The organism is Streptomyces bauhiniae (assembly GCF_004784475.1).
GTDB classification, from domain to species: Bacteria; Actinomycetota; Actinomycetes; order Streptomycetales; family Streptomycetaceae; genus Streptomyces; species Streptomyces seoulensis.
In genome coordinates this window covers 521,924-542,926 of the sequence record NZ_SRRT01000002.1, presented here as the reverse complement: position 1 = coordinate 542,926, position 21,003 = coordinate 521,924, and the positions used below count along the sequence as shown (strand labels likewise).

Below are 21,003 nucleotides of genomic sequence, written 5' to 3'. Positions count from 1 at the left end.
CGCGATGCCGTACCCCCACCCGCTCACCGTGACCTTCAGGAGACCCCCCGCATGTCCTCCCGTAGAGCCGCACACCCGCACGCCCCGAGACGCGCGGCCGTACTGGCAGCCGCCGCCCTCCTCGGCACGCTCTCCCTGAGCGCCCTCCCGCAGACCGCCTCCGCCGCCGCCAAGCTGGACAACCCCTACGTGGGCGCCAAGCCCTATGTGAACCCCGACTGGTCGGCCAAGGCGGCCGCTGAGCCCGGTGGTTCGGCGGTGTCGGACCAGCCGACCTTCGTATGGCTGGACCGGATCGCCGCCATCAAGGGCACCTCGGGGGCGCGCGGTCTCAAGGCCCACCTCGACGCGGCGAAGGCGCAGGGCGCCAACCTCGTCCAGCTCGTGATCTACGACCTGCCGGGCCGGGACTGCGCCGCCCTCGCCTCCAACGGCGAGCTGGGCGCCGACGAACTGGGCCGCTACCAGACCGACTACATCGACCCGATCGCGGCCGTCCTCGCCGACCCGGCGTACGCCGGCCTGCGCATCGTCAACCTCATCGAGCCCGACTCCCTGCCCAACCTCGTCACCAACGCGGGCGGCACGGCGGGCTCCACGCCCGAGTGCGCCACGATGAAGGCGAACGGCAACTACGAGAAGGGCGTAGGCTACGCCCTGCACAAGCTCGGCGCGCTGCCCAACGCCTACAACTACGTCGACGCAGGGCACCACGGCTGGCTCGGCTGGGACTCCAACCTGGTGCCGTCCGCGCAGGAGTTCAAGAAGGCCGCCACGACCAGTGGGGCCACGGTGAGCGACGTGACGGGGTTCATCGTCAACACGGCCAACTACTCGGCCACCCGTGAGCCCAACGTCAAGATCACCGACACGGTCAACGGCACCACCGTGCGCCAGTCCAAGTGGATCGACTGGAACCAGTACGACGACGAGACGACGTTCGCGCAAGGGCTGCGGTCCGCGCTGGTCGCCCAGGGCTTCGACAGCGGCATCGGCATGCTGATCGACACCTCCCGCAACGGCTGGGGCGGCTCCGCCCGGCCGACCGCGCCCGGCCCCACGACCAGCGTGGACGCGTATGTCGACGGCGGCCGGATCGACCGGCGCATCCATGCCGGGAACTGGTGCAACCAGAGCGGCGCCGGCCTCGGTGAACGCCCGGCGACCGCCCCCGACACGGGCATCGACGCGTATGTCTGGGCGAAGCCGCCCGGCGAGTCCGACGGCGCCAGCCAGCCCCTCGACAACGACGAGGGCAAGGGCTTCGACCGGATGTGCGACCCCACGTACGCCGGGAACGGGCGCAACGGCAACAACCCCACCGGTGCGCTGCCCGACTCGCCGCTGGCCGGGCACTGGTTCTCCGCGGAGTTCCGGCAGTTGCTCGCCAACGCCTATCCGCCGGTGGGCGGTTCGGGCGGCGGGGGCGGCGACACGCAGGCGCCGACCGCGCCCACCGGCCTCGCCGTCTCCGCGACCACGGCCGACAGCGTCTCCCTCACCTGGCGCGCGGCGACCGACAACACCGGGGTGACCGGGTACGACGTCTACCGCGGCGGTACCAAGGCCGGCAGCGCCACCGGCACCTCGTACACCGACACGGGCCTGTCCGCCGCGACCGCCTATACGTACACCGTGAAGGCCAAGGACGCGGCCGGGAACGTCTCGGCGGCCTCGGCGGCCGTCTCCGCGACCACCAAGGCGTCCGGTGGGGGCGGTGGCTCGACCGGGCTCAAGGCGCAGTACAAGAACAACGACTCCTCGGCCGCCGACAACCAGATCAGGCCCGGCGTCCAGCTCGTCAACTCCGGCTCCGGAGCGGTCGATCTGTCCAAGGTGACCGTCCGCTACTGGTTCACCGGCGAGTCCGCCTCGGCCGGCTACCAGACGTGGTGCGACTACGCCCAGCTCGGCTGCTCCGCCGTGAAGACCGCCGTCACTGCTCTCCCGGCGGCCCGCACCGGCGCCGACCACACCCTCGACGTCGCCTTCACCGCGGGCTCGCTGGCAGCGGGCGCGAGCACGGGTGATCTCCAACTGCGGCTCGCCAAGTCGGACTGGTCGAACTTCGACGAGACCGACGACTACAGCCGAGGCACCGGCACTTCGTACGCCGACGCCCCCAAGGTGACCGTCTACGTCAACGGCACGCTCGCCTGGGGCATCGAGCCGTAGACACCCCCACGTACGTCCGGAAGGAACCCCCCATGCACATGAACTCCCGTAAGTTGCGCCCCCTGGCGGCCGCCTTGGTCCTGGCCGCCGGTTCGGTCACCGCCCTCACGGCCACCACCGGCTCCGCGCACGCGGACGCGCAGGTCTGCGACCAGTTCGGCTCGGTCACCACGCCCGGCGGCTACGTCGTGCAGAACAACGCCTGGGGCACCTCCGCCCCGCAGTGCGTGACCCAGGTCGGCGACGGCTTCCAGCTCACCCGAGCCGACGGCTCCGTGCCCACCAACGGCGCCCCGAAGTCGTACCCCTCGATCTTCGCCGGCTGCCACTACACCAACTGTTCGCCGGGCACGAACCTCCCCAAGCGGATCGGGAGCATCGGCAGCGTGCCCAGCAGCATCACGTACCAGTACGTCGGCGGCGCGGTGTTCGACGCCGCGTACGACATCTGGCTGGACCCGACGCCGAAGACGGACGGCGTCAACAAGACCGAGATCATGATCTGGCTCGACCGGACCGGACCCATCCAGCCGATCGGCACCGTGACCGGCACCGTCTCCCTCGCCGGGCACACCTGGGACGTGTGGCGGGGCAGCAACGGCCAGAACGACGTGATCTCCTACGTCGCCCCCTCGTCCCTGACCGGCCTCAACTTCAACATCAAGGAGTTCCTCGACCACACCGTCTCCCAGGGTCTCGCCACGCCGGACTGGTACCTCACCAGCATCCAGGCGGGCTTCGAACCGTGGGAGAACGGGGTGGGGCTGGCGGTCACGAACTTCTCGGTGGCCGTGAACTGACCCATACGCGCCGGGGCGAGGGCAACCGCCCCGGCGCGTTCCGTCAGGCGGCCGGGAGCCACTCCGGGCGCTGGGAGCCGCGGGGGACGAGGATCTGGCGGTAGGCGCCGGGGGTGTCGGACATCCGGACCTGGTCCGTGATGCCCTGGTAGTGGCCGAGGGGGGTCTCGGCGGTGAAGATCTCGGGGTCGGGGTAGGCGTGGAGGTCGCCGGTGCCGGCGATCTGCCGCGCGTACTCCTGGTCGAAGATGCCCATGGACAGAATCCACAGGGCCACGCGGGACAGCGAGACATGGACGCGGTAGCTGCCGCCGTCCACGGCCCGGCGGCGCAGCGCCTCCGCGATGCCGGCGGTCATGAACCAGGAGACCAGGTAGTCGTTGACCACGGTGATCGGCGGCAGCGCGGGCTTGTCGCCGTCGCCCTCCAGGTGCAGCAGGCCGGTGAGCGCGCCCGCCGTCTGGTCGAAACCGAGGTAGTCCTTCCACGGCCCGCTCCGCCCGTTCAGCGAGACCGTCGCGTGGACCAGGCCGGGGCGACGCGCGATGGCCTCCTCCTCGGACAGCCCGATGCGGTCCAGGAAGCCGGGGCGCCGGTTGGCATAGAAGACGTCGGCCCCGGACTGGAGCCGGTGGATGAGGGCGAGACCCTCCTCGGTGTACGGACTCACCGTGGCCGAACGCACGCCCACACCCGTCGAGTTGTACGTGACGTCGTGCTCCAGCTCGGTCGGCCGCCACAGGTTCAGCACGTCCGCGCCGTGCAGCGCCATGGCCCGTCCGGCACCAGCACCGGCGATGATGTGGCCCATGCCGAGCGCGCGTACCCCGTCGAGCGGCGCGACCGGGTCGGCGGGCAGCGGCTCGGGGTCGCTGTCGCCGATGCGGGTGATCTCCACCAGCGGCAGCGTGGACAGCACCTGCCGGTACTGCTCCTCGTCGAGGATCTCCTGGGGCGTGCGCACCATCGGCATCACGCACCCGGCCTCGGCACCGGCCCGCTCCAGGTCCCGCGCGTCCCACTTCGAGATCGCGGCCTCGACGTGCTCGGGCACGTCACCGACGCCGAGCAGGCGCTGGGCGGCGACCTTGATGTTGGGATAGATGTTGAACGGCATCATCCAACGGCCGTCCGCGCTGCGGTAGAAATTGTTGACGAAGGCCATGTTGATCAGCGACGGGGTGCCGCCCGGATAGCCGTTGAGTAGCTCCCACTTCCGCTCGTAGAACGGGCAGAGCCGGTGCGGGCCCTTGCGCAGGTCCATGTGGATGTCCTGGCCCCGGCCGGTGCGGTCCTTCCACAGCGCGGCGACGGCGGCCGACTTCGCGACCAGCGCGATCCCGGAGGCCGCGCCGAGGCGCAGGGTGCTGGGGACGACCGGGTCGGCGCCCTCGAAGGTGAGGTCACCGCCGGTGTCGTCCGGCTTCAGGCCGATGCCGGCGAGCACCTGCTCGGCCTCGGCGTACACGTCGAACGCGTCGTCCGTGGCCGGGGCGGCAATGGCCTTCTCGATCTTCTGGGTGAGGTCCGTCTTCTGGGTGAGGTCCATGTTTCTTCGCCTCTTATGTACGTTATCGGGGGATCAGGCGTGCGCGCAGCCGGAGCCGGGTGTCTCGCCGAGGGCGCGCATCAGCGTGATCTGCGCGCGGTCGCGCTCGGCGGCCAGCTCCTCGACGGTGCCCCGGCCGAAGGCGTCGTCGGCCTGCTCGACGAGCGTGGTGACGGTGGCCTCGTCGAAGGTGGGGTTGCCCAGGGCCGGCCACATGCTGTCCTCCATCGCGCGGCCCAGGTGCTCGATGAAGTGGGGGAGCCCGCCGGGGCCCCCGCCCAGATGGAAGGTGCGGAACGGACCGGCGACCGCCCAGCGCAGCCCGATCGAGGAGGTGACGATCTCGTCCAGCTCCGCCTCGGTCACCACGCCCTCGGCGACGAGGTGCACGCACTCGCGGAACAGCGCGGACTGGAGACGGTTGGCGACGAAGCCCGGCACCTCCTTGCGCAGCACCTGCGGCTTCTTGCCGAGCGCGGCGTAGAACGCCCTGGCCCGCTCGACCGTCTCCGCGGACGTCTTCTCGCCCGGCACGATCTCCACCAGCGGCACCAGGTGCGGCGGGTTGAAGGGGTGGCCCACGACGAGCCGCTCGGGCTCGCGCAGCGCGGTGGCGATGGCTGAGGCCGGGATGCCGGAGGTCGACGTGGCCAGCAGCGCGTGCGCGGGGGCCGCGTCCTCGATCGTCCGCCAGATCTCCTGCTTCAGCTCCAGCCGCTCGGGGCCGTTCTCCTGGACCACGTCGGCCTGCGCGACGGCGGTGGCGAGGTCGGCCTCGAAGGAGAGGCCGTCGGTGAGGTTCTCCGTCGGCAGGCCCAGCTCGGCCAGGGCCGGGGTGATCTCGGCGAGGCCCGTGCGGACGAGGTCCTCGATGTCCGCGCGCGGGTCGCTGATCACCACGTCGATGCCGCGGGCCAGGAAGAGGCCGGCCCAGGAGACCCCGATCACGCCGCCGCCGATGATCGCGGCACGCCGGTAGGAGGTCAGGACGGGCTCGGTGGGAGAGGTCATGGTTCTGTGCTTTCTCGATGCTGCTCGGTGCTTCTCGATCGGGTGCGCTCAGGCGGCGAGGTAGTCGAAGACCGGCTCGACGGGGGCGAGGGTCAGGTCGGTGACGATGTGGCTGGCCCGGACGATCTCCAGCACCGGCAGGTCGGCGAGCGGCGCGTTGACGTGGGCGAACAGCTCCAGCCGGGCCGGGGCGGTGAAGGCGCTCTGCACGGTGACGTCGGTGATCCGGGTGCGGACCAGCTCGCAGATGCGCGGGGTGCCGTCGTAGTGCGGGACCGTCTTGACCATGAAGGTGGGGGTGCCGATCTCCGCCAGGGCCTCGTCCGGGTCCAGCGCGTGGTGCTTGTAGCCCATGGTGGCGGTCGCCACGCGCAGGGTGCCGTAGTCGAGCGTGCCCACCAGGGTGTCGGAGTCGACGTACAGGGTGGGGGAGCCGCCCTTCTTCGGGTACGCGCTGTACTCGCGGCCGCTGGAGATCGCCGGCACGCTGTCCACGTACATGGCGAGGTTGAACTCGCCCTTCTCACCTTCGTGCTCGACGGCGATGAGCTGCCCGGCCTCGGTGTAGTCCCCGAGCCCGGTGGTGTCGGGCATCCGCATCATCTCGAAGCGGACGACCGGGTCGGTGACCGTCAGCGGCTCGGGGACCAGGCGGCGCAGGGCCTCGGGGTCGGTGCGGTAGTAGATGTTGAGGTACTCGCGGTCGGTGAAGCGGTACCGGGTGGGGGCGTAGGCCGGGGAGTCCACCGGGGTGGTGAACAGCCGGGCGACATCCTGCTTGCGCATGAGGGGCCTCCAGAGGAGAGAGGGCCGTGGGGGGAAGGGCGACACTCTTTTCCGGTGACGCTCACGTTCCAGTGGACACCTCGGCACCCCTGTCCGTCCAATATATGCTGTGGTCATGAGCAATATGCTTGAGGATATTCAGCTCACCAGAAGGCTGCTGGAACAGTTCCTCGTGGTGGCCGACGAACGGCACTTCGGGCGCGCGGCCGAGCGCCTCGGCATGAGCCAGCCACCCCTCAGCCAGTCGATCCAGCGCCTCGAACGCGGCCTGGGAGTACGCCTCTTCGACCGCGGCCCCGGCGGAGCCACGCTGACGGCGGCGGGCGAGGTCTTCGCCGTGGACGCGCAACGCCTCCTCGACTCCCAGTCCGCGGCCATCGAACGGGCCCGCCGCGTCGCCGCCGGGCTGGAGGGCGATGTCCGGGTGGGGTACGTGAGCATCCTCAGCCACCATTATCTGCCCGGGCTGCTCCGGGCAGCGGCGGAGGAACTCCCCGGCCTGCGGGTGCATCTGCATCAGGACTCGGCGGTTGCCCTGGCCGAGATGATCCGCAACGGCACGCTCGATCTGGCCTTCCTGCGCGACCCCGCTCCGCTGTCGGCCGACCTCGTCAGCCTCGACTTCGCGGTGGAGCGCATCGCGGCGGCGGTGCCGCGCCACCATCCGCTGGCCGGTGCCGAGGCGATCGGGCTGGGCGACCTGCGCGACGAGGACTTCGTCCTCCCGGACCCCACCGCGCTGCCGACCCTCGCCCATCAGGTCCAGCTCGCCTGCCGGGAGGCGGGCTTCACCCCGCGCAGCCGCGCCGTCTCGGACGACCTGACCGGCCTGTTCAGTTATGTCGCGTCCGGGCTGTGCGTCAGCCTCCTGCCCGAGCGGCTGCGCGACTTCCACGTCGCCGAGGTCGCCTTCGTGCCCTTCGCGGAGCGGTCGCCGTACCTGGAGACCACCCTGGTCGCCATCCACCGCCCGGATGCGGACGCGGCGGTCCTGCGGCTGCTGGAGCTGATCACACGGCGCATGGCCGGGTGATCAGCCCTCGTCGTCAGGCTTGGGGCGGCGCCCACGGCTTCGGGAGGGGCGGCGGGGCCTGAAGGGCGCCCCGGAGGGACTCCTTGAGGGTCTTCGGCGGCGCTTCCTTCTCCTCGTGGGAGTGCATGAGCCGGGCCGTCGTCACGCGTATCCGGGCCTCGCGGTGGCGCTGCCGGACGATCGCCACCCAGGCTCCGTCCTGAGCGAGCAGGACGTGCCGGGCCGGCTCGTCCCCCGGCTTGGCGTGCCGGGCGATGGTGTCAGGTATGCAGTGCAGAGCCGCGTCCTCGGCGGCCGCGCGGGCCTGCGCCTCGCCGCCCTCGATGTGATGGGTGCCCGTCAGCATCCAGCGGTGCAGCTTCAGTTCGGTGCCGTCGACGTACTCCGTCACCCGTGTGTCCTCTTCGATGAGGACGTACCACTCAGCAGTCATGCCTGGACCCAGCCGTTTTCTTCCAAAGAGGCTCTTGAGCGGCGCGAAGACCGTGAGTTCCGCGCGGCTCGGCAATCCTGCCATGTGGATCAACGGCGTAGGCGGCCTGTGGATAGTCGAGAATCTGCGTCCTCCTGTAACAACCTTGCGCAGCTTCATGGACTTCATTTCCGTACGCTCCTAGCTTTCTTGCGTCCGCTCACCCCACGAGCCCTGAGGACGCACACCCATGACTGCACCCCCCAACGGCAGATCCCTGCGCCGGACCCTGGCGGCGACCGTGTCCATGGCGCTGGCCGCGGCCGGCACGCTCGTCGCCGTGGCCCTCGCGCCCGAGGCCCACGCGGCCGGCGTGCCCGCGCCGTCCCCGGTCGGCAAATCCGGCCGGGGCGCGACCGTCCCGTTCAAGGAACAGGAGGCCGAGTACGCCGCGACCAACGGCACCCTCATCGGCCCGGACCGCCTCTACGGCCACCTCCCCTCCGAGGCGTCCGGACGGCAGGCGGTGACCCTGGACGCGCCGGGCGAGTACGTCGAGTTCACCCTGACCGCGCCGGCCAACGCGATGTCGTTCCGCTACTCGCTGCCCGACAACGCGGCCGGCACCGGACGCGACGCGAGCCTCGATGTGAAGGTGAACGGCAACCAGCTCAAGTCCGTCCCGGTGACCTCCAAGTACGGCTGGTACTACGGGGGTTATCCCTTCAACAACAACCCCGGCGACTCCAACCCCCACCACTTCTACGACGAGACCCGCACTCTGCTCGGCTCGACCCTGCCGGCCGGGACCAAGGTGCGCCTCCAGGTGTCGTCCACCAGCGCCTCACCGACCTTCACCATCGACCTCGCCGACTTCGAGCAGGTGGGCGCGCCCATCGGCAAGCCGTCCGGCGCGCTGGACGTGGTGAGCGACTTCGGCGCCGACCCGACCGGCGCGGCCGACTCCACCGCCAAGATCCAGGCGGCGGTCGACGCGGGGAAGGCGCAGGGCAAAGCGGTCTACATACCCCAGGGCACTTTCCAGGTGCGGGACCACATAGTGGTCGACCAGGTGACCCTGGCCGGCGCGGGCCCCTGGTACAGCGTCCTCACCGGCCGTGACCCGGTGAACCGGGCGAAGGCCGTGGGCGTGTACGGCAAGTACGCCAATCAGGGCGGCAGCAAGAACGTCACGCTCAAGGACTTCGCCATCCTCGGGGACATCCGCGAGCGTGTGGACGAAGACCAGGTCAACGCCATCGGGGGCGCGCTGTCCAACTCCACCGTCGACAACGTGTGGCTGCAGCACACTAAATGCGGGGCCTGGATGGACGGCCCCATGGACAACTTCACCATCAAGAACAGCCGCATCCTGGACCAGACCGCGGACGGCGTGAACTTCCACATGGGCGTCACCAACTCCACGGTGACCAACACGTTCGTCCGCAACACGGGTGACGACGGACTCGCCATGTGGGCGGAGAACCTTCCGAACGTCAAGAACAAGTTCACCTACAACACGGTGGTCCTGCCCATCCTCGCCAACAACATCGTCACGTATGGCGGCAAGGACATCACCATCTCCGACAACGTGATGGCCGACACCATCACCAACGGCGGCGGCCTGCACGTCGCCAACCGGTATCCCGGTGTCAACTCCGGTCAGGGTACGGCCGTCTCCGGTACCACGACAGCGGCCCGCAATACCCTGATCCGGGCCGGGAACAACGACTACAACTGGCAGTTCGGGGTCGGCGCGGTGTGGTTCAGCGGGCTCAACGAACCCCTGGATGCCACGGTGAACATCACCGACACCGAGATCCTCGACAGCTCCTACGCCGCGATCATGAACATCGAGGGCGCGACGAAGGGGCTGCACTTCGAGAACGTCCGGATCGACGGCGCCGGCACCTACGCCCTCCAGATCCAGGCGCCCGGCAACGCCTCGTTCACCAACGTCACGGCCACGCACATCGCCCAGTCCAACCCCATCCACAACTGCGTGGGCTCCGGGTTCGTCATCACCCGCGGCACCGGAAACAGCGGCTGGTACGCCGACCCGCCGGCCTGCACCGGTACCTGGCCGGCCCCGCAGTGGACCAACGGGGGCGTGCCCGGCGGCGGCACCCCGCCGACCGACCCGCCCACCGATCCCCCGACGGACCCGCCGACCGACGACCCGACGGTGAACCTCGCCAAGAACCGCCCGGTCACCGAGACGAGCCACACCGACGTCTACCCCGCGAGCAAGGCCGTCGACGGTGACGCGAACAGCTACTGGGAGAGCGCGAACAACGCCTTCCCGCAGTCCGTCACCGTCGACCTCGGCGCCGCGAAGGCGGTCAAGCGGGTCGTCCTCAAGCTGCCCCCGGCAGCGGCGTGGGCCACCCGCACGCAGACGCTCAGCGTGCTGGGGAGCACGGACAACTCGACTTTCACCACGCTGAAGGCGTCGGCGGGGTACACCTTCAACCCGTCGAGCGGCAACACGGCGACCATCGCCCTGACCGGGACCGCGACCCGCTACCTCCGCGTGACCGTCACGGGCAACACGGGCTGGCCGGCGGCCCAGCTCTCGGAACTGGAGGCGTACACGGGCTGACTCGAAAACTTGGCGGGCGGGGGCGCGCTCCCTCGCCCGCCTGCTCGCGCATATGTAGGTGGACCACCGGGCGGGGTCGGTGGCATCGTCGGTGATCGTGACGAAGCAAGGTTTCCTGGCGCTGGCGCCGCAGTACACCACCACCTCCGAGCTGCTGTCGGCATCCGCCCGGCGGCGAGGGATGGACGTGGAGGTACTCGGCGGCGCCGCCCCGGTGAGGCGCGGCGCCCACTACTACGGCGGCCCCGGCTTCGCGTCCCGCGTCGCGAACGACCTCGAGGTCGCCCTCCTGGAACCGTCCGACGACTGGCTGGCGACCCTGCCGTACGCCTACACGGGACGACACATCGCCATGTCGACTCTGAACGAGGCCCGCCGCCTGTCCCACCCGGCCTTCGTGAAGCCCCCGAGTGAGAAGAGCTTCCCGGCCGCCGTCTACGCGACCGGCGCCGCCCTCCCGCCCGGTCCTGACGCCCCGGTGCTGATCAGCGACGTCGTGACCTGGGCGGCGGAGTTCCGCCTCTACATCCTGGACGGCGAGATCCGCACCGGCTCGCAGTACACCACCTTCGGCCGCCTGGACGCCGAACCCCTGGAGGAGCACCGCCACGAGTCCGCCGCCCGCGAGTTCACGGAGGACCTCCTGTCCACGTGCGGCGAGAGTCTCCCGAGCGCGGTAGTCCTGGACATCGGCCTCCTGACCACGGACCACGGCACCCAGTGGGCCGTGGTCGAGGCCAACATGGCCTGGTTCAGCAACTGCTACGCCGCCGACCCCGACCGCGCCCTGGACGTCGTCCTCCGCTCCGCCGGCCCACGGACGGCACTGACCGAGCGGGACCGCCGGTTCTGCCGTCACCTCGGGGATGCTCACCTGGCTGGTTGACGCGCCCCTGGAGCGGAGACATCACCGCTGCACGCCAGCGCCCGGCGGAGCGGCAGCGCTGTCAGCAGGACGAAAACACCGAAGAGAGTGATCGGCAGCAGTCCTGCTGGGCGGAGGAAGGCCGAGGGACGCGCCATGACCGCCGACCAGGCCACGCTCCAGTTGCCGATCAGGTCGGCCAGCATGACCGCGGCGGCGAGCACCGGTCCGCCGGGACGGGCCTGGACGATCAACAGCGCGGCCAGCGGGTCCAGCAGCAAGAGCACATGGAAGAGCGCGCCGACGAGCAGAGGTGCGTAGTCGTAGGCGTTGATCCCGGCCGCCGCGCCCAGCCGATGAACCGAGACGGCCCACTCCGGGTCCTCAGCGGTGCCGCGAGCCGCCGGGACCCCCACCCCTGGAACCCCCGGCCGGTCTTGCGGCCCAGGAGTCCCGCCTCCACCATCCGCTGGAGCAGCGGTGAGGGCGCGTAGAGAGGTTCGCGGAACTCGTCGTAGAGGGACTCCGCGATGGCGGCGACCGTGTCCAGGCCGATCAGGTCGGCGAGCTCGAGCGGGCCCAGAGGGTGGGCGCAGCCGAGTTCCATGCCGGCGTCGATGTCGGCGGCCGTGGCGAAACCGGACTCCGCCATGCGTACCGCCGACAGGAGGTACGGGATGAGCAGGGCGCTGACCACGAAGCCCGCAGCGAGGTCACCACCTCGACCAGCGGCAGCACCGGCACCGGGTTGAAGAAGTGCAGGCCCACGACCCGGTCGGCGCGGGCGGTCGCCATGCCGAGCCGCATGACGGGCAGCGAGGAGGTGTTCGCGGCGAGGGCGGCCGCCGGGTCTTCCACGATCTTGGCCAGGGCGGCGAAGACCTCGGCCTTGGCGTCCCGGTTCTCGACGACGGCCTCCACCACGAGCTGCCGGTCGGCGAGATCCGTCAGGTCGCCGGAGAACACCAGCCGGTCCAGGGCGTCATCGGCCGCCGTACGCTCCAGCTTGCCCCGCCCCACGACCCGGTCCCGTGCGGCGCGCGCCGCGATCGCGTCCACCTCGCACACCACCGTGTCCAGCCCGGACCGGGCGCACACCTCGGCGATCCCGGCGCCTATCTGCCCGCCGCCGACCACACCGACCCGCGCGGTCCCCGCGCTCACGCCCCCGCCTCCGGTCCGCGCACGAGGTGGCGGGTGTACGCGTCAGGGGTGAAGAACAACGGCAACTCGCCCGCCATCGCCGTACGTTCGAAGAGCGCGCGGATCTCGTCGACGGGCGCCCACGGGTACTCGGCGCCCAGCGCGGCGATCTCGTCGTCCAGCAGTTCCGTCACCGTCTCCGGGTCGATCACCCGGTGCCGCAGCCACTGCCAGACCTGCACGCGGGCGATCTCGGCGGTGGCCGCGTCCTCCATCAGCCCGTCGAGCGCCACCGCGCCCTGCCCGCGCAGCCAGGCCGCGTAGTACCGCAGCGTGACGGAGATGTTGGTGCGCACCCCTTCCGGCGTGGGCGGCCCGCTGATCCGGCGCACGGACAGCAGGTCGGCCGCCGTCACCGCCACGTCGTCCCGCGTACGGTCGAGCTGGTGGGGCCGCTCGCCGAGCACCCCGTCGAAGACCTCGCGGCAGACGGGGACGAGCGCCGGATGGGCCACCCAGGAGCCGTCGAAGCCGTCCTCGGCCTCCCGCTCCTTGTCCAGGCGCACCTTGGCGAACGCGGCCTCGTTCGCTGCCGGTTCCTGCGCCGGCACCTGCGCGGCCATGCCGCCGATCGCGTGCGCGCCCCGCTGGTGGCAGGTGCGGACCAGGAGTTCGGTGTACGCCCGCATGAACGGCGCGGTCATGGTCACCTTCGCGCGGTCCGGGAGCAGGAAGTCGGTGCGGTGGCCGAAGGTCTTGATCAGGCTGAACAGATAGTCCCAGCGGCCCGCGTTGAGTCCGGCGCTGTGTTCCCGCAACTCGTAGAGGATCTCCTCCATCTCGAACGCGGCCGTGATCGTCTCGATGAGCACGGTGGCCCGGACGGTGCCGCGCGGGATGTCCAGCAACTCCTGGGCCCGGACGAAGATGTCGTTCCACAGCCGGGCCTCGTAGCGGTTCTCCAGCTTGGGCAGGTAGAAGTACGGGCCGTGTCCGGCGTCGATCTGCCGTTGGGCGCAGTGGAAGAAGTACAGGCCGAAGTCGACCAGTGCGGCCGGGACCGGGCGGCCGTCGAACTCCAGGTGCTCCTCGTCCAGATGCCAGCCGCGCGGCCGCACCATGAGGGTCGCGAGCCGGTCACCGAGCCGGTACTCCTTGCCCTCCGGGGTGGTGAAGTCGATGCGGCGCTCGAGCACGTCGAGCAGGGTGAGCTGGCCGCCGATGACGTTCTCCCAGGTGGGCGCGGTGGCGTCCTCGAAGTCGGCCATCCACACGTGGGCACCGGAGTTGAGGGCGTTCACCGCCATCCGGCGGTCCGGCGGCCCGGTGATCTCCACCCGGCGGTCGGTCAGGCCCGGTGCGGGCGGGGCCACCCGCCAGTCGGGGTCGGCGCGGACGGCCGAGGTGACCATGGGGAAGTCGAGCGGGCTGCCGCTGGCGAGCCGCAGCGCCTGCCGCCGGCGCTCCTTCATCAACTCCGTCCGCCGGAACCCGAATTCGGCGGCCAGTCGGCCGATGAAGTCCAGGGCGGCGGGTGTCAGGATCTCGTCGTGCCGTTCGGCCGGCGGAGCCGGCACACGGACGTGGTGGGTCAGTTCACGGGTGGACATCTCGGGTCTCCTACGAGGGTTCCGGCGAGCGTTCCTGCGAATGAGGGGCGGGGGCGTCGCGCCCCCGCCCGGCGGCGGGCCTAGTGGAACTGCTCCTCCTCCGTGGACCCCGCCAGCGCGGTGGTCGAGGAGGCGGGGTTCACGGCGGTGGAGACCAGATCGAAGTAACCGGTGCCGACCTCGCGTTGGTGCTTCACGGCGGTGAAGCCGTACTCCTGGGCGGCGAACTCCTTCTCCTGGAGGTCGACGTACGCGGTCATGCCGTGGTCGGCGTAGCCGCGGGCCAGGTCGAACATGCCGTGGTTGAGCGAGTGGAAGCCGGCCAGGGTGATGAACTGGAACTTGTAGCCCATCGCGCCGAGTTCGCGCTGGAACTTGGCGATCTGGTCGTCGTCCAGGGCGGCCTTCCAGTTGAAGGAGGGCGAGCAGTTGTAGGCGAGCATCCGGTCCGGGTACCGGGCGTGGATCGCCTCGGCGAACTCGCGGGCCTGCGCCAGGTCGGGGGTGCCGGTCTCCACCCAGATCAGGTCGGCGTACGGGGCGTAGGCCAGACCGCGGGCGATCACCGGGGCCATGCCGCCTCGTACCCGGTAGAAGCCCTCCGCCGTGCGCTCGCCGGTGGTGAACTCGGCGTCGCGCTCGTCGATGTCGCTGGTCAGCAGGTTGGCGGCGAGGGCGTCGGTACGGGCCACGATCACGGTCGGCACGTCCGCGATGTCGGCCGCGAGGCGGGCCGCGTTCAGGGTGCGGATGTGCTGGGAGGCGGGCACCAGCACCTTGCCGCCGAGGTGGCCGCACTTCTTCTCCGAGGCGAGCTGGTCCTCGTAGTGGATGCCCGCCGCGCCGGCCGCGATCATCGCCTTGGTCAGCTCGAACGCGTTCAGCGGGCCGCCGAACCCGGCCTCCGCGTCGGCGACGACCGGCGCCAGCCAGTCCGTGGTGTCGCCGGCGTCCTCGGCGGTGGCGATCTGGTCGGCGCGCAGCAGGGCGTTGTTGATCCGACGCACCACCTGGGGAACGGAGTTGGCGGGGTACAGGCTCTGGTCCGGGTAGGTGTGTCCGGCCTGGTTGGCGTCGGCGGCCACCTGCCAGCCCGACAGGTAGATCGCCTGGAGCCCCGCCTTCACCTGCTGCACGGCCTGGCCGCCGGTCAGCGCGCCGAGCGCGTGGACGTAGTCCAGCTCGTGCAGTTGTCGCCACAGCCGCTCGGCACCGCGCCGGGCCAGCGTGTACTCCTCACGCACGCTCCCGGAGAGCCGGACCACGTCCTCGGCGGTGAAGGTGCGCTCGATGCCCTGCCACCGGGGGTCGGTGGCCCAGCGCCGTGCGAGTTCCGCGGCCGCCTGTGTCCTCGCCTCTGCCGTCACTGTCCGTCTCCTCGATCTGTGTGGGCTGCCAATCCCGCCGTCCGGATGAACAGAGGTGGCACTGGATGTCGCAATGCTGGAGTCGCGGCCCGCCCTCACCAGGAGTGGAGCTGAGCGATGCTGCTGGTACGCGTCGTTGCCGCTGCCGGGATCTCCGACGTCAGGGCAGGAATCGTGCCCCGGTTCCGGGCTGTGACGATCGGTTCCGGCGGGCCGCACTACGACTCTGGCACTGGCACTGAGTGCCATCAAGCAGGGATGTGTGCCAACCTTTGCAAATCTTCCGGCCCGTCTTTGCCAAGGTTGCGAAGGGTTCAGGGGCGGCTTGTTCCCGTACGCTGACGCGGGTCGGATCTTGGCGCGGAGGGGCGGTTCGATGGGCAGGACGTACGCGGGCGCGCGGCTGCGGAGGCTGCGCGAGGAACGGCGGATGAGTCAGGCTGACCTCGCCCGCGTCCTGGGTATCTCCCCGAGCTATCTGAACCAGATGGAGCACGACTCCCGGCCGCTCACCGTCCCGGTGCTGCTGAGGCTGACCGAGGCGTTCGGCGTCGATCCGGGGTTCTTCTCCGAGCGGGACACCACCCGCCTGCTCGCCGACCTCCGCGAGGCGCTCGCCGGGGAGATCGCCGAGTCCCGGATCTCCGCGGCCGACCTCGGCGACCTGGCGGCCCGGTTGCCCGGCGTCGCCAAGGTGCTGCTCGACCTCGGCCGAAGCAACCAGCAGCTCTCCGAGCGCCTGGCCGGAGCGGCGGACGGCAGGGACCGGGACCGGGCGGCCGTCACCTCACCCCACGAGGAGATCCGCGACTTCTTCTACCGCCGCCAGAACTACCTCCACGAGACCGATCGCGCCGCCGAGCGGCTGGCCGCCGAGATCGGCGTCCGGCCGGGGGAGGTGACCGGGGCCCTCACCGCGAGACTCGCCCAGGCACACGGCATCCACCTGGCCGCCGAGCCCGGCGAACGACTCCACCGCTACGACGCCGGAAGTCGCACCCTGCATCTGTCCGCACGGCTGCGGCCCGGTCAGCGCGCCTTCCGCATGGCGACCCAACTGGCCCTGCTGGAACACGGCGAGGACCTCGACCGGCTGGCCGCCGAGGACTTCCCGCCCGGATCACCCACCCACGCTCTGGCCCGGATCGGGATCGCCAACTACTTCGCCGCCGCGCTGATCCTGCCCTACACCGCCTTCCACACGGTGGCCGAGGAAGCCCGCTACGACATCGAGCGCCTCACCGACCACTTCGGCCTCGGCCACGAGACGGTATGCCACCGGCTGAGCACCCTCCAACGCCCGCGCCTGCGCGGGGTGCCCTTCTCCTTCGTACGGGTCGACCGGGCCGGCAACCTGTCCAAGCGCCAGTCCGCGACCGGCTTCCACTTCTCCCGCGCCGGCGGCACCTGCCCGCTGTGGAACGTCTACGAGGCCTTCGCCGCACCCGGTCGCATCCACGTCCAGGTCGCCGAAATGCCCGACGGCCAGCGCTATTTGTGGACCGCGCGGGCTGTCACCCGGCACCGGGGCGGCTGGGGTGAGCCCGGTAAGACCTACGCGATCGGCCTCGGTTGCGAGGTCAGGCACGCCCACCGGCTGGTCTACTCCGACGGGCTCGACCTCACCAATGCCTCCGCCGCCACCCCCATCGGCGTGGGCTGCCGGGTGTGCGACCGTCTCGACTGCTCCCAGCGCGCCGTGCCCCCGCTGGGGCGCCCGCTGCTCATCGACCAGAACAGCAGCACGTTCGTGCCGTACCCGGTCGAGAGCGAGGAGACCGCCACGTGATTACCAGGGTGCCGGTGCGTGTTCGCAAGTACACTCTGCGTACGCCTGGTTGATGGAGAGGACACCGGATGGGTCTGGATCTGCGCGAGCTGGAGCGTGTCGCCCATGCGCTGGAGGAGGCGCACGTCCTGCTGGAGTCCGATCGCAAGCGGCTGGAAGAGCAGCCCCGGGCAAGCACGTTGGCGGACACCGCCGCCGGCAGCCCCGCGCAGACGCTGCGCGGCGTCAGGGACCTGGCGGGAGAGATGGCCAAGGCGCGGAAGCAAGTCGCCCTGGCTGCCGGTTACTCCGTCCTCGGCTTCGACGAACGGGCCGACCACACGCTCAACATGGCCCGCAAGTATCTGGTGTCCTTTCCCTCCGGCGCGGACCGCATGGCCCGCCCCCTCGGCGAAGCCACCGTACGGGCAATGGAGTTGATCCGGGACCTCGGCTTCTTCGCCGCGGAGATCTCCATCGCCATCGATGTCGCCCTCGCCGCACCCCAGGCCACCTACCCACCGGCCGACTGGGACGCCTGGATGCGCGAGCGCAGGCAACGCGGCGAACGTTACTGACCGCCGAAGTGGCGAGTCACGAGGGGAGCAGGCAAGAGTCGGGATCGTGCCTCATCCGCGTTCCTCAGCCGCGCGCCCGTGCAGTTGCTCGGCCAGGCCGACGATGATCCCCTCCGGTCCCCGGAGGTAGCAGAGCAGATAGCTGTCCTCGAACCGGGCGATCTCGCCCACGAGTTCACCGCCGTGCGGGCGCAGGCGGGCGACGGTGTCCTCGATGTCGTCCACGGCGAACATGACCCGGTGCGTGCCCAGGATGTTGTGCGGCCGGTCGCGCGGCCCGCCGTCGATCACCTCGGGGCTGTGGTACTTCGCCAGCTCCAGCCGGCTGTGCCCGTCCGGGGTCCGCAGCATCGCGATGTCACAGTGGACGCCGTCGAGTCCGGTGCACCGGTCGGCGAAGCCGCCCTGGACCTCCCCCCGGCCCTCCACCTCCATCCCGAGTTCCTCGAAGAACGCGACGGCGGCGTCCATGTCCTCGACGACGATGCCGACGTTGTCCATCCGCTGAATCGCCACGCTGTGCTCTCCCTCTCCGTACGACCGAGGCCGCCCACGACCGAGCGCCCCACCCGGAACGTATCCCCGGACGGAGCGCTCGGCCCGGACGGCGCACCCGGACGCCGGCCAGGGACCACCGTGGCGTACACCCGCACCGCGTACGCCGGGCTCTCAGGTCCGGACCGTCAGGTACTGCCAGCCGCCCCAAGTGCTCACGTTGGTCGTGCCCTTGGAGCCGCGAACGTACTCCGAGCGGACCCGGAACTTCTGGCCGACCGCGTTCGAGAGGCTCAGCTTCGACGACACGGCGCTCTTGGCGCCGAGCGTGAAGCAACCCGAGGTGTTCAGCGTGTGCCAGGCACCGCTGTAGTACCGCTGGGCCTGGAACTTCACGCACTGGCCGGACTTGTTCGGCGACACGGTCGTGGTCACCGTCGGCCGCGTCTTGCGGTGGTAGACGCGGTAGGTGGTGCCGCTGTACTTGGCGCTCGTGTAGTAGCCGCTGAGGGCCTGCGCGACCTTCACCTGACCGCTCACGGCACGGGTGGCCGTGGCCGGGGCGTAGCGGTGGTCACCGGCGTAGGACGCGGTGAACGTCGTGCTGCGGGTGAGCTTGTACGTGGCCCTCAGGTTGCCCCTGCTGTCCACGGTGCCCGTCTTGACCAGCGTCTTCTTGCCGCCGGCGGGTGTGGCCCAGAGCGAGACCGTACGGCCGTTGTACGTGGTGCCCAGGTGGGCGGTGACGGTGGCCGTCGCGCTGTACGCGTAGGTCGAGGCGTCGGCGGCCACGGTCAGGCTCGTGGTGGCGCGCGAGACCTGGACGGTCGCGGAGGCGGTGGCGGCCCGGTGGCCCCCGTCGCCCGCGTAGTCGACCGTGTAGGTGTTGGCGCCGCCGGTGGACGGGGTGTCCTTGACGGTGATCGTGCCGTCGGCGGCCACGGGGGCCTTCCAGGTCACGGGCGTCGTGGTGTGCGCCGCGTCCGTACGGGTCACGGTGACCGTCTCGCCGCTGCCGTAAGGGCCGTCGCCCAGCCGGGCGTTGAAGCTCAGCGCGGCGCCGCGCGGGGCGGACGCGGGGGCCTTCAGGGTGAGTTGCGGGGCGTAGGGAGAGATGACGGTGCTGATGTCGTTCGCGCCCGGCTGGTGGGTGGCGTCGCCCTCGAACGACAGGCTGTAGGTGAACTGTCCGGCCGTACCCGGGTCGTCGGTGACCGCGAAGTCGCCGGTGGCCGGGTCCAGCGGGGCATCCGGGAGCCTCGTCGACTCGTGGGTGTCCTCGTTCGTCCGGGTCACCTGGACGGCGGTGCCCTGCGCGAAGGGGCCACGGCTCAGGTCGGTCATGACCGTGCCGGTGAACGCCACCTTGTGCGGCGCGACCGAACTGAACTCGGGGTACGGGATGGTGGTGCCGATCCTGGAGACCCACACCGTCAGCGAGGTGGTCGCGGGGCGGTGCGTGGCGTCGCCCGCGTAGGACACCTCGTAGCTGTAACCGCCCTCGTCCTGACGGGTGTCGGTGATGGCGAACGTGCCGTCCGGGCCCACCGTGGCGTCGGGCAGCCCGATGCCGTCGCGGGTGACCTTCAGCGTGGCGCCGGCCGGTACGAAGCCGTGGCCGCCCACCGTTCCGTTCACCGTGAACCGCTGGGTCGGGATCGCGTACGGGGACGGGGAGTTGAGGGACAGCTCGGTGTCCGTGAGCTTGGCGTCGCCGAGCACGTCGAGGTGGTACGACCCGTTGCCGCCGGTGACGGCGTAGAGCGTGCGGCCGTCGGTGCCCCAGGCGAGGCCGTCGGGCGCGACCGTGCCGGCCGGGAAGGTGAAGTGGTTCTCGGCGGTCTGGCCGGCCGCGTAGACGTAGGCGCCCGCGCCCGAGCCCGAAGGGGCGCCCAGGGCGATCGTGCCGTCGGAGTCGACCGCGACGGCGTCGGGGGAGGAGTTCACGCCGCCGGTGTAGTACCCGCGGGGAGTGGCGGAGCTGAGGTCCGCCGTGCTGTACACGTACACGGACGCCGACTGCGGAACGAGGACTTTCGTGCCGTCCGCGGTGACCTTGACGGGGCCCGTCGCGTTGCCGCCGAGGCCCATGTCGGCCTTGGGGGAGGGGGTCCCGGAGGAGACGTCGTAGGTGGCGACGAGGGTCATGTAGGACTGGGCACCCTGCACCGCGAGCACTCCGCCGCCGGTGCTGAGGAGCGGGGCGGCGGACCAGTGCGGCATGGCGGGCTGCGCGGTCGGCGCGGGGTCGGCGGGGTCCAGCGAGCCGACGGTGCCCTTGCCGTCGGCGTCCGTGTAGCTGTACCAGACCTTGCCGCCGGCCACGGCGACGGAGACCGGGGCGCTGTCGGTGCCGGTGTCCACGCGGGCGGTCTCGGTGAGCGTCGCCGTGTCGATGACGGCGATCGCGTCGCCGTCGGTCAGGGCCGCGTACAGCGTCCTGCCGTCGGCGGACAGTGCGAGGCCGTCGGCGCCCTGCTCGCCGTCGACGGTGGCGACGGGGTCGCCGGACAGGTCGGTCACCACGATGCCGGGCGTGCCGGCGCCCTGGCTGAAGAAGAGGTGCTGGTGCGCACCGTCGACCACCAGGTGGGCGTAGTGCGACAACGGCAACGTGTTCGCGCCGTCGGCCCGGGCGAGGGGGCCGGTGAGGCCGACGGCGGCGGTGGTCAGCCCCGCGACGACGGATATCGCCGCCGCGAGCGAGACCTGCTTGAGGCGCATGGTGCTCCTGGGAAAGGGGGGCAGTCAGCCGGACGCCCATGAGACCGCTGACCTGTCCTTTTGGTTGTACGCCGACAGGCTGGGG

Annotated in this window: 15 protein-coding genes and 2 pseudogenes; 7 read left to right on the top strand and 10 right to left on the bottom strand. The window is 70.8% G+C overall.

Annotation, left to right across the window (positions count from 1 at the left end; all coding sequences use genetic code 11):
- Positions 1–51: 51 nt before the first annotated feature.
- Entirely contained in the window at positions 52–2,175 is a 2,124-nt protein-coding gene (locus tag E5083_RS07760) for a glycoside hydrolase family 6 protein (RefSeq protein WP_135784847.1), read from the top strand.
- A gap of 32 nt (positions 2,176–2,207) precedes the next feature.
- A pseudogene (locus E5083_RS07755) lies at positions 2,208–2,972 on the top strand (GH12 family glycosyl hydrolase domain-containing protein); the annotation flags it as partial.
- Between the two features lie 46 nt (positions 2,973–3,018).
- Here the strand turns inward: E5083_RS07755 and E5083_RS07750 are convergent.
- The 3 genes from E5083_RS07750 to E5083_RS07740 are packed head-to-tail and all read right to left on the bottom strand — an operon-like array spanning position 3,019 to position 6,321.
- Positions 3,019–4,524: a CoA transferase gene (locus tag E5083_RS07750; RefSeq protein WP_135784846.1), complete on the bottom strand. Its 1,506-nt coding sequence runs from the start codon at positions 4,522–4,524 to the stop codon at positions 3,019–3,021.
- 33 nt (positions 4,525–4,557) lie between these two features.
- Positions 4,558–5,535, bottom strand: a complete 978-nt coding sequence (locus E5083_RS07745) for a 3-hydroxyacyl-CoA dehydrogenase family protein (protein WP_135784845.1) — start codon at positions 5,533–5,535, stop codon at positions 4,558–4,560.
- Positions 5,536–5,583: 48 nt separating this feature from the next.
- On the bottom strand, positions 5,584–6,321 hold the full coding sequence (locus E5083_RS07740) for an acetoacetate decarboxylase (protein ID WP_135784844.1): 738 nt from the start codon (positions 6,319–6,321) through the stop codon (positions 5,584–5,586).
- 115 nt (positions 6,322–6,436) lie between these two features.
- Here E5083_RS07740 and E5083_RS07735 point away from each other — a divergent pair, with 115 nt between their 5' ends.
- Positions 6,437–7,354, top strand: a complete 918-nt coding sequence (locus E5083_RS07735; RefSeq protein ID WP_244317418.1) for a LysR family transcriptional regulator — start codon at positions 6,437–6,439, stop codon at positions 7,352–7,354.
- Positions 7,355–7,367: 13 nt separating this feature from the next.
- Here the strand turns inward: E5083_RS07735 and E5083_RS07730 are convergent, their stop codons facing one another.
- On the bottom strand, positions 7,368–7,787 hold the full coding sequence (locus tag E5083_RS07730) for a hypothetical protein (protein ID WP_135784843.1): 420 nt from the start codon (positions 7,785–7,787) through the stop codon (positions 7,368–7,370).
- Positions 7,788–8,016: 229 nt separating this feature from the next.
- On the opposite strand from E5083_RS07730, the gene E5083_RS07725 reads away from it, so the two are divergent.
- A complete protein-coding gene (locus tag E5083_RS07725; protein ID WP_135784842.1) occupies positions 8,017–10,368 on the top strand; it encodes a discoidin domain-containing protein in 2,352 nt (783 codons plus the stop codon).
- Positions 10,369–10,462: 94 nt separating this feature from the next.
- Positions 10,463–11,254: an ATP-grasp domain-containing protein gene (locus E5083_RS07720; protein ID WP_244317461.1), complete on the top strand. Its 792-nt coding sequence runs from the start codon at positions 10,463–10,465 to the stop codon at positions 11,252–11,254.
- Here E5083_RS07720 and E5083_RS07715 read toward each other — a convergent pair.
- The 4 genes and pseudogenes from E5083_RS07715 to aceA form a co-directional block, all read right to left on the bottom strand.
- Positions 11,239–11,649, bottom strand: a complete 411-nt coding sequence (locus tag E5083_RS07715) for a hypothetical protein (protein WP_244317467.1) — start codon at positions 11,647–11,649, stop codon at positions 11,239–11,241. The genes E5083_RS07720 and E5083_RS07715 overlap by 16 nt on opposite strands.
- A gap of 5 nt (positions 11,650–11,654) precedes the next feature.
- Positions 11,655–12,397: pseudogene (locus E5083_RS07710) on the bottom strand (3-hydroxyacyl-CoA dehydrogenase NAD-binding domain-containing protein); the annotation flags it as partial.
- Complete coding sequence (aceB, locus tag E5083_RS07705) at positions 12,394–13,986, bottom strand: malate synthase A (RefSeq protein WP_135784840.1); 1,593 nt, start codon at positions 13,984–13,986, stop codon at positions 12,394–12,396. The gene aceB and the pseudogene E5083_RS07710, both read right to left, overlap by 4 nt.
- 80 nt (positions 13,987–14,066) lie before the next feature.
- Complete coding sequence (gene aceA / locus E5083_RS07700) at positions 14,067–15,353, bottom strand: isocitrate lyase (protein WP_135784839.1); 1,287 nt, start codon at positions 15,351–15,353, stop codon at positions 14,067–14,069.
- A 376-nt stretch (positions 15,354–15,729) separates the two neighbouring features.
- On the opposite strand from aceA, the gene E5083_RS07695 reads away from it, so the two are divergent.
- The gene (locus E5083_RS07695; protein WP_135784838.1) at positions 15,730–17,142 is read left to right on the top strand and encodes a short-chain fatty acyl-CoA regulator family protein; all 1,413 of its coding nucleotides are present in this window, start codon (positions 15,730–15,732) and stop codon (positions 17,140–17,142) included.
- Positions 17,143–17,210: 68 nt separating this feature from the next.
- Complete coding sequence (locus E5083_RS07690; RefSeq protein ID WP_135784837.1) at positions 17,211–17,699, top strand: hypothetical protein; 489 nt, start codon at positions 17,211–17,213, stop codon at positions 17,697–17,699.
- Between the two features lie 51 nt (positions 17,700–17,750).
- On the opposite strand, the gene E5083_RS07685 is transcribed toward E5083_RS07690, so the two are convergent.
- Positions 17,751–18,215, bottom strand: a complete 465-nt coding sequence (locus E5083_RS07685; RefSeq protein WP_135784836.1) for a VOC family protein — start codon at positions 18,213–18,215, stop codon at positions 17,751–17,753.
- A gap of 153 nt (positions 18,216–18,368) precedes the next feature.
- Positions 18,369–20,918, bottom strand: a complete 2,550-nt coding sequence (locus E5083_RS07680) for a YncE family protein (RefSeq protein ID WP_135784835.1) — start codon at positions 20,916–20,918, stop codon at positions 18,369–18,371.
- Positions 20,919–21,003: the final 85 nt, after the last annotated feature.

Excerpts from the sequence above, each read along its gene's own strand:
- E5083_RS07760 (WP_135784847.1), top strand. The coding sequence starts at position 52 with ATGTCCTCCCGTAGAGCCGCACACCCGCACGCCCCGAGACGCGCGGCC.
- E5083_RS07690 (WP_135784837.1), top strand. The coding sequence starts at position 17,211 with ATGGGTCTGGATCTGCGCGAGCTGGAGCGTGTCGCCCATGCGCTGGAG.
- E5083_RS07740 (WP_135784844.1), bottom strand. The coding sequence starts at position 6,321 with ATGCGCAAGCAGGATGTCGCCCGGCTGTTCACCACCCCGGTGGACTCC.
- E5083_RS07745 (WP_135784845.1), bottom strand. The coding sequence starts at position 5,535 with ATGACCTCTCCCACCGAGCCCGTCCTGACCTCCTACCGGCGTGCCGCG.
- E5083_RS07735 (WP_244317418.1), top strand. The coding sequence starts at position 6,437 with ATGAGCAATATGCTTGAGGATATTCAGCTCACCAGAAGGCTGCTGGAA.
- E5083_RS07695 (WP_135784838.1), top strand. The coding sequence starts at position 15,730 with ATGGGCAGGACGTACGCGGGCGCGCGGCTGCGGAGGCTGCGCGAGGAA.
- E5083_RS07680 (WP_135784835.1), bottom strand. The coding sequence starts at position 20,918 with ATGCGCCTCAAGCAGGTCTCGCTCGCGGCGGCGATATCCGTCGTCGCG.
- E5083_RS07725 (WP_135784842.1), top strand. The coding sequence starts at position 8,017 with ATGACTGCACCCCCCAACGGCAGATCCCTGCGCCGGACCCTGGCGGCG.
- E5083_RS07750 (WP_135784846.1), bottom strand. The coding sequence starts at position 4,524 with ATGGACCTCACCCAGAAGACGGACCTCACCCAGAAGATCGAGAAGGCC.
- aceB (WP_135784840.1), bottom strand. The coding sequence starts at position 13,986 with ATGTCCACCCGTGAACTGACCCACCACGTCCGTGTGCCGGCTCCGCCG.
- E5083_RS07730 (WP_135784843.1), bottom strand. The coding sequence starts at position 7,787 with ATGACTGCTGAGTGGTACGTCCTCATCGAAGAGGACACACGGGTGACG.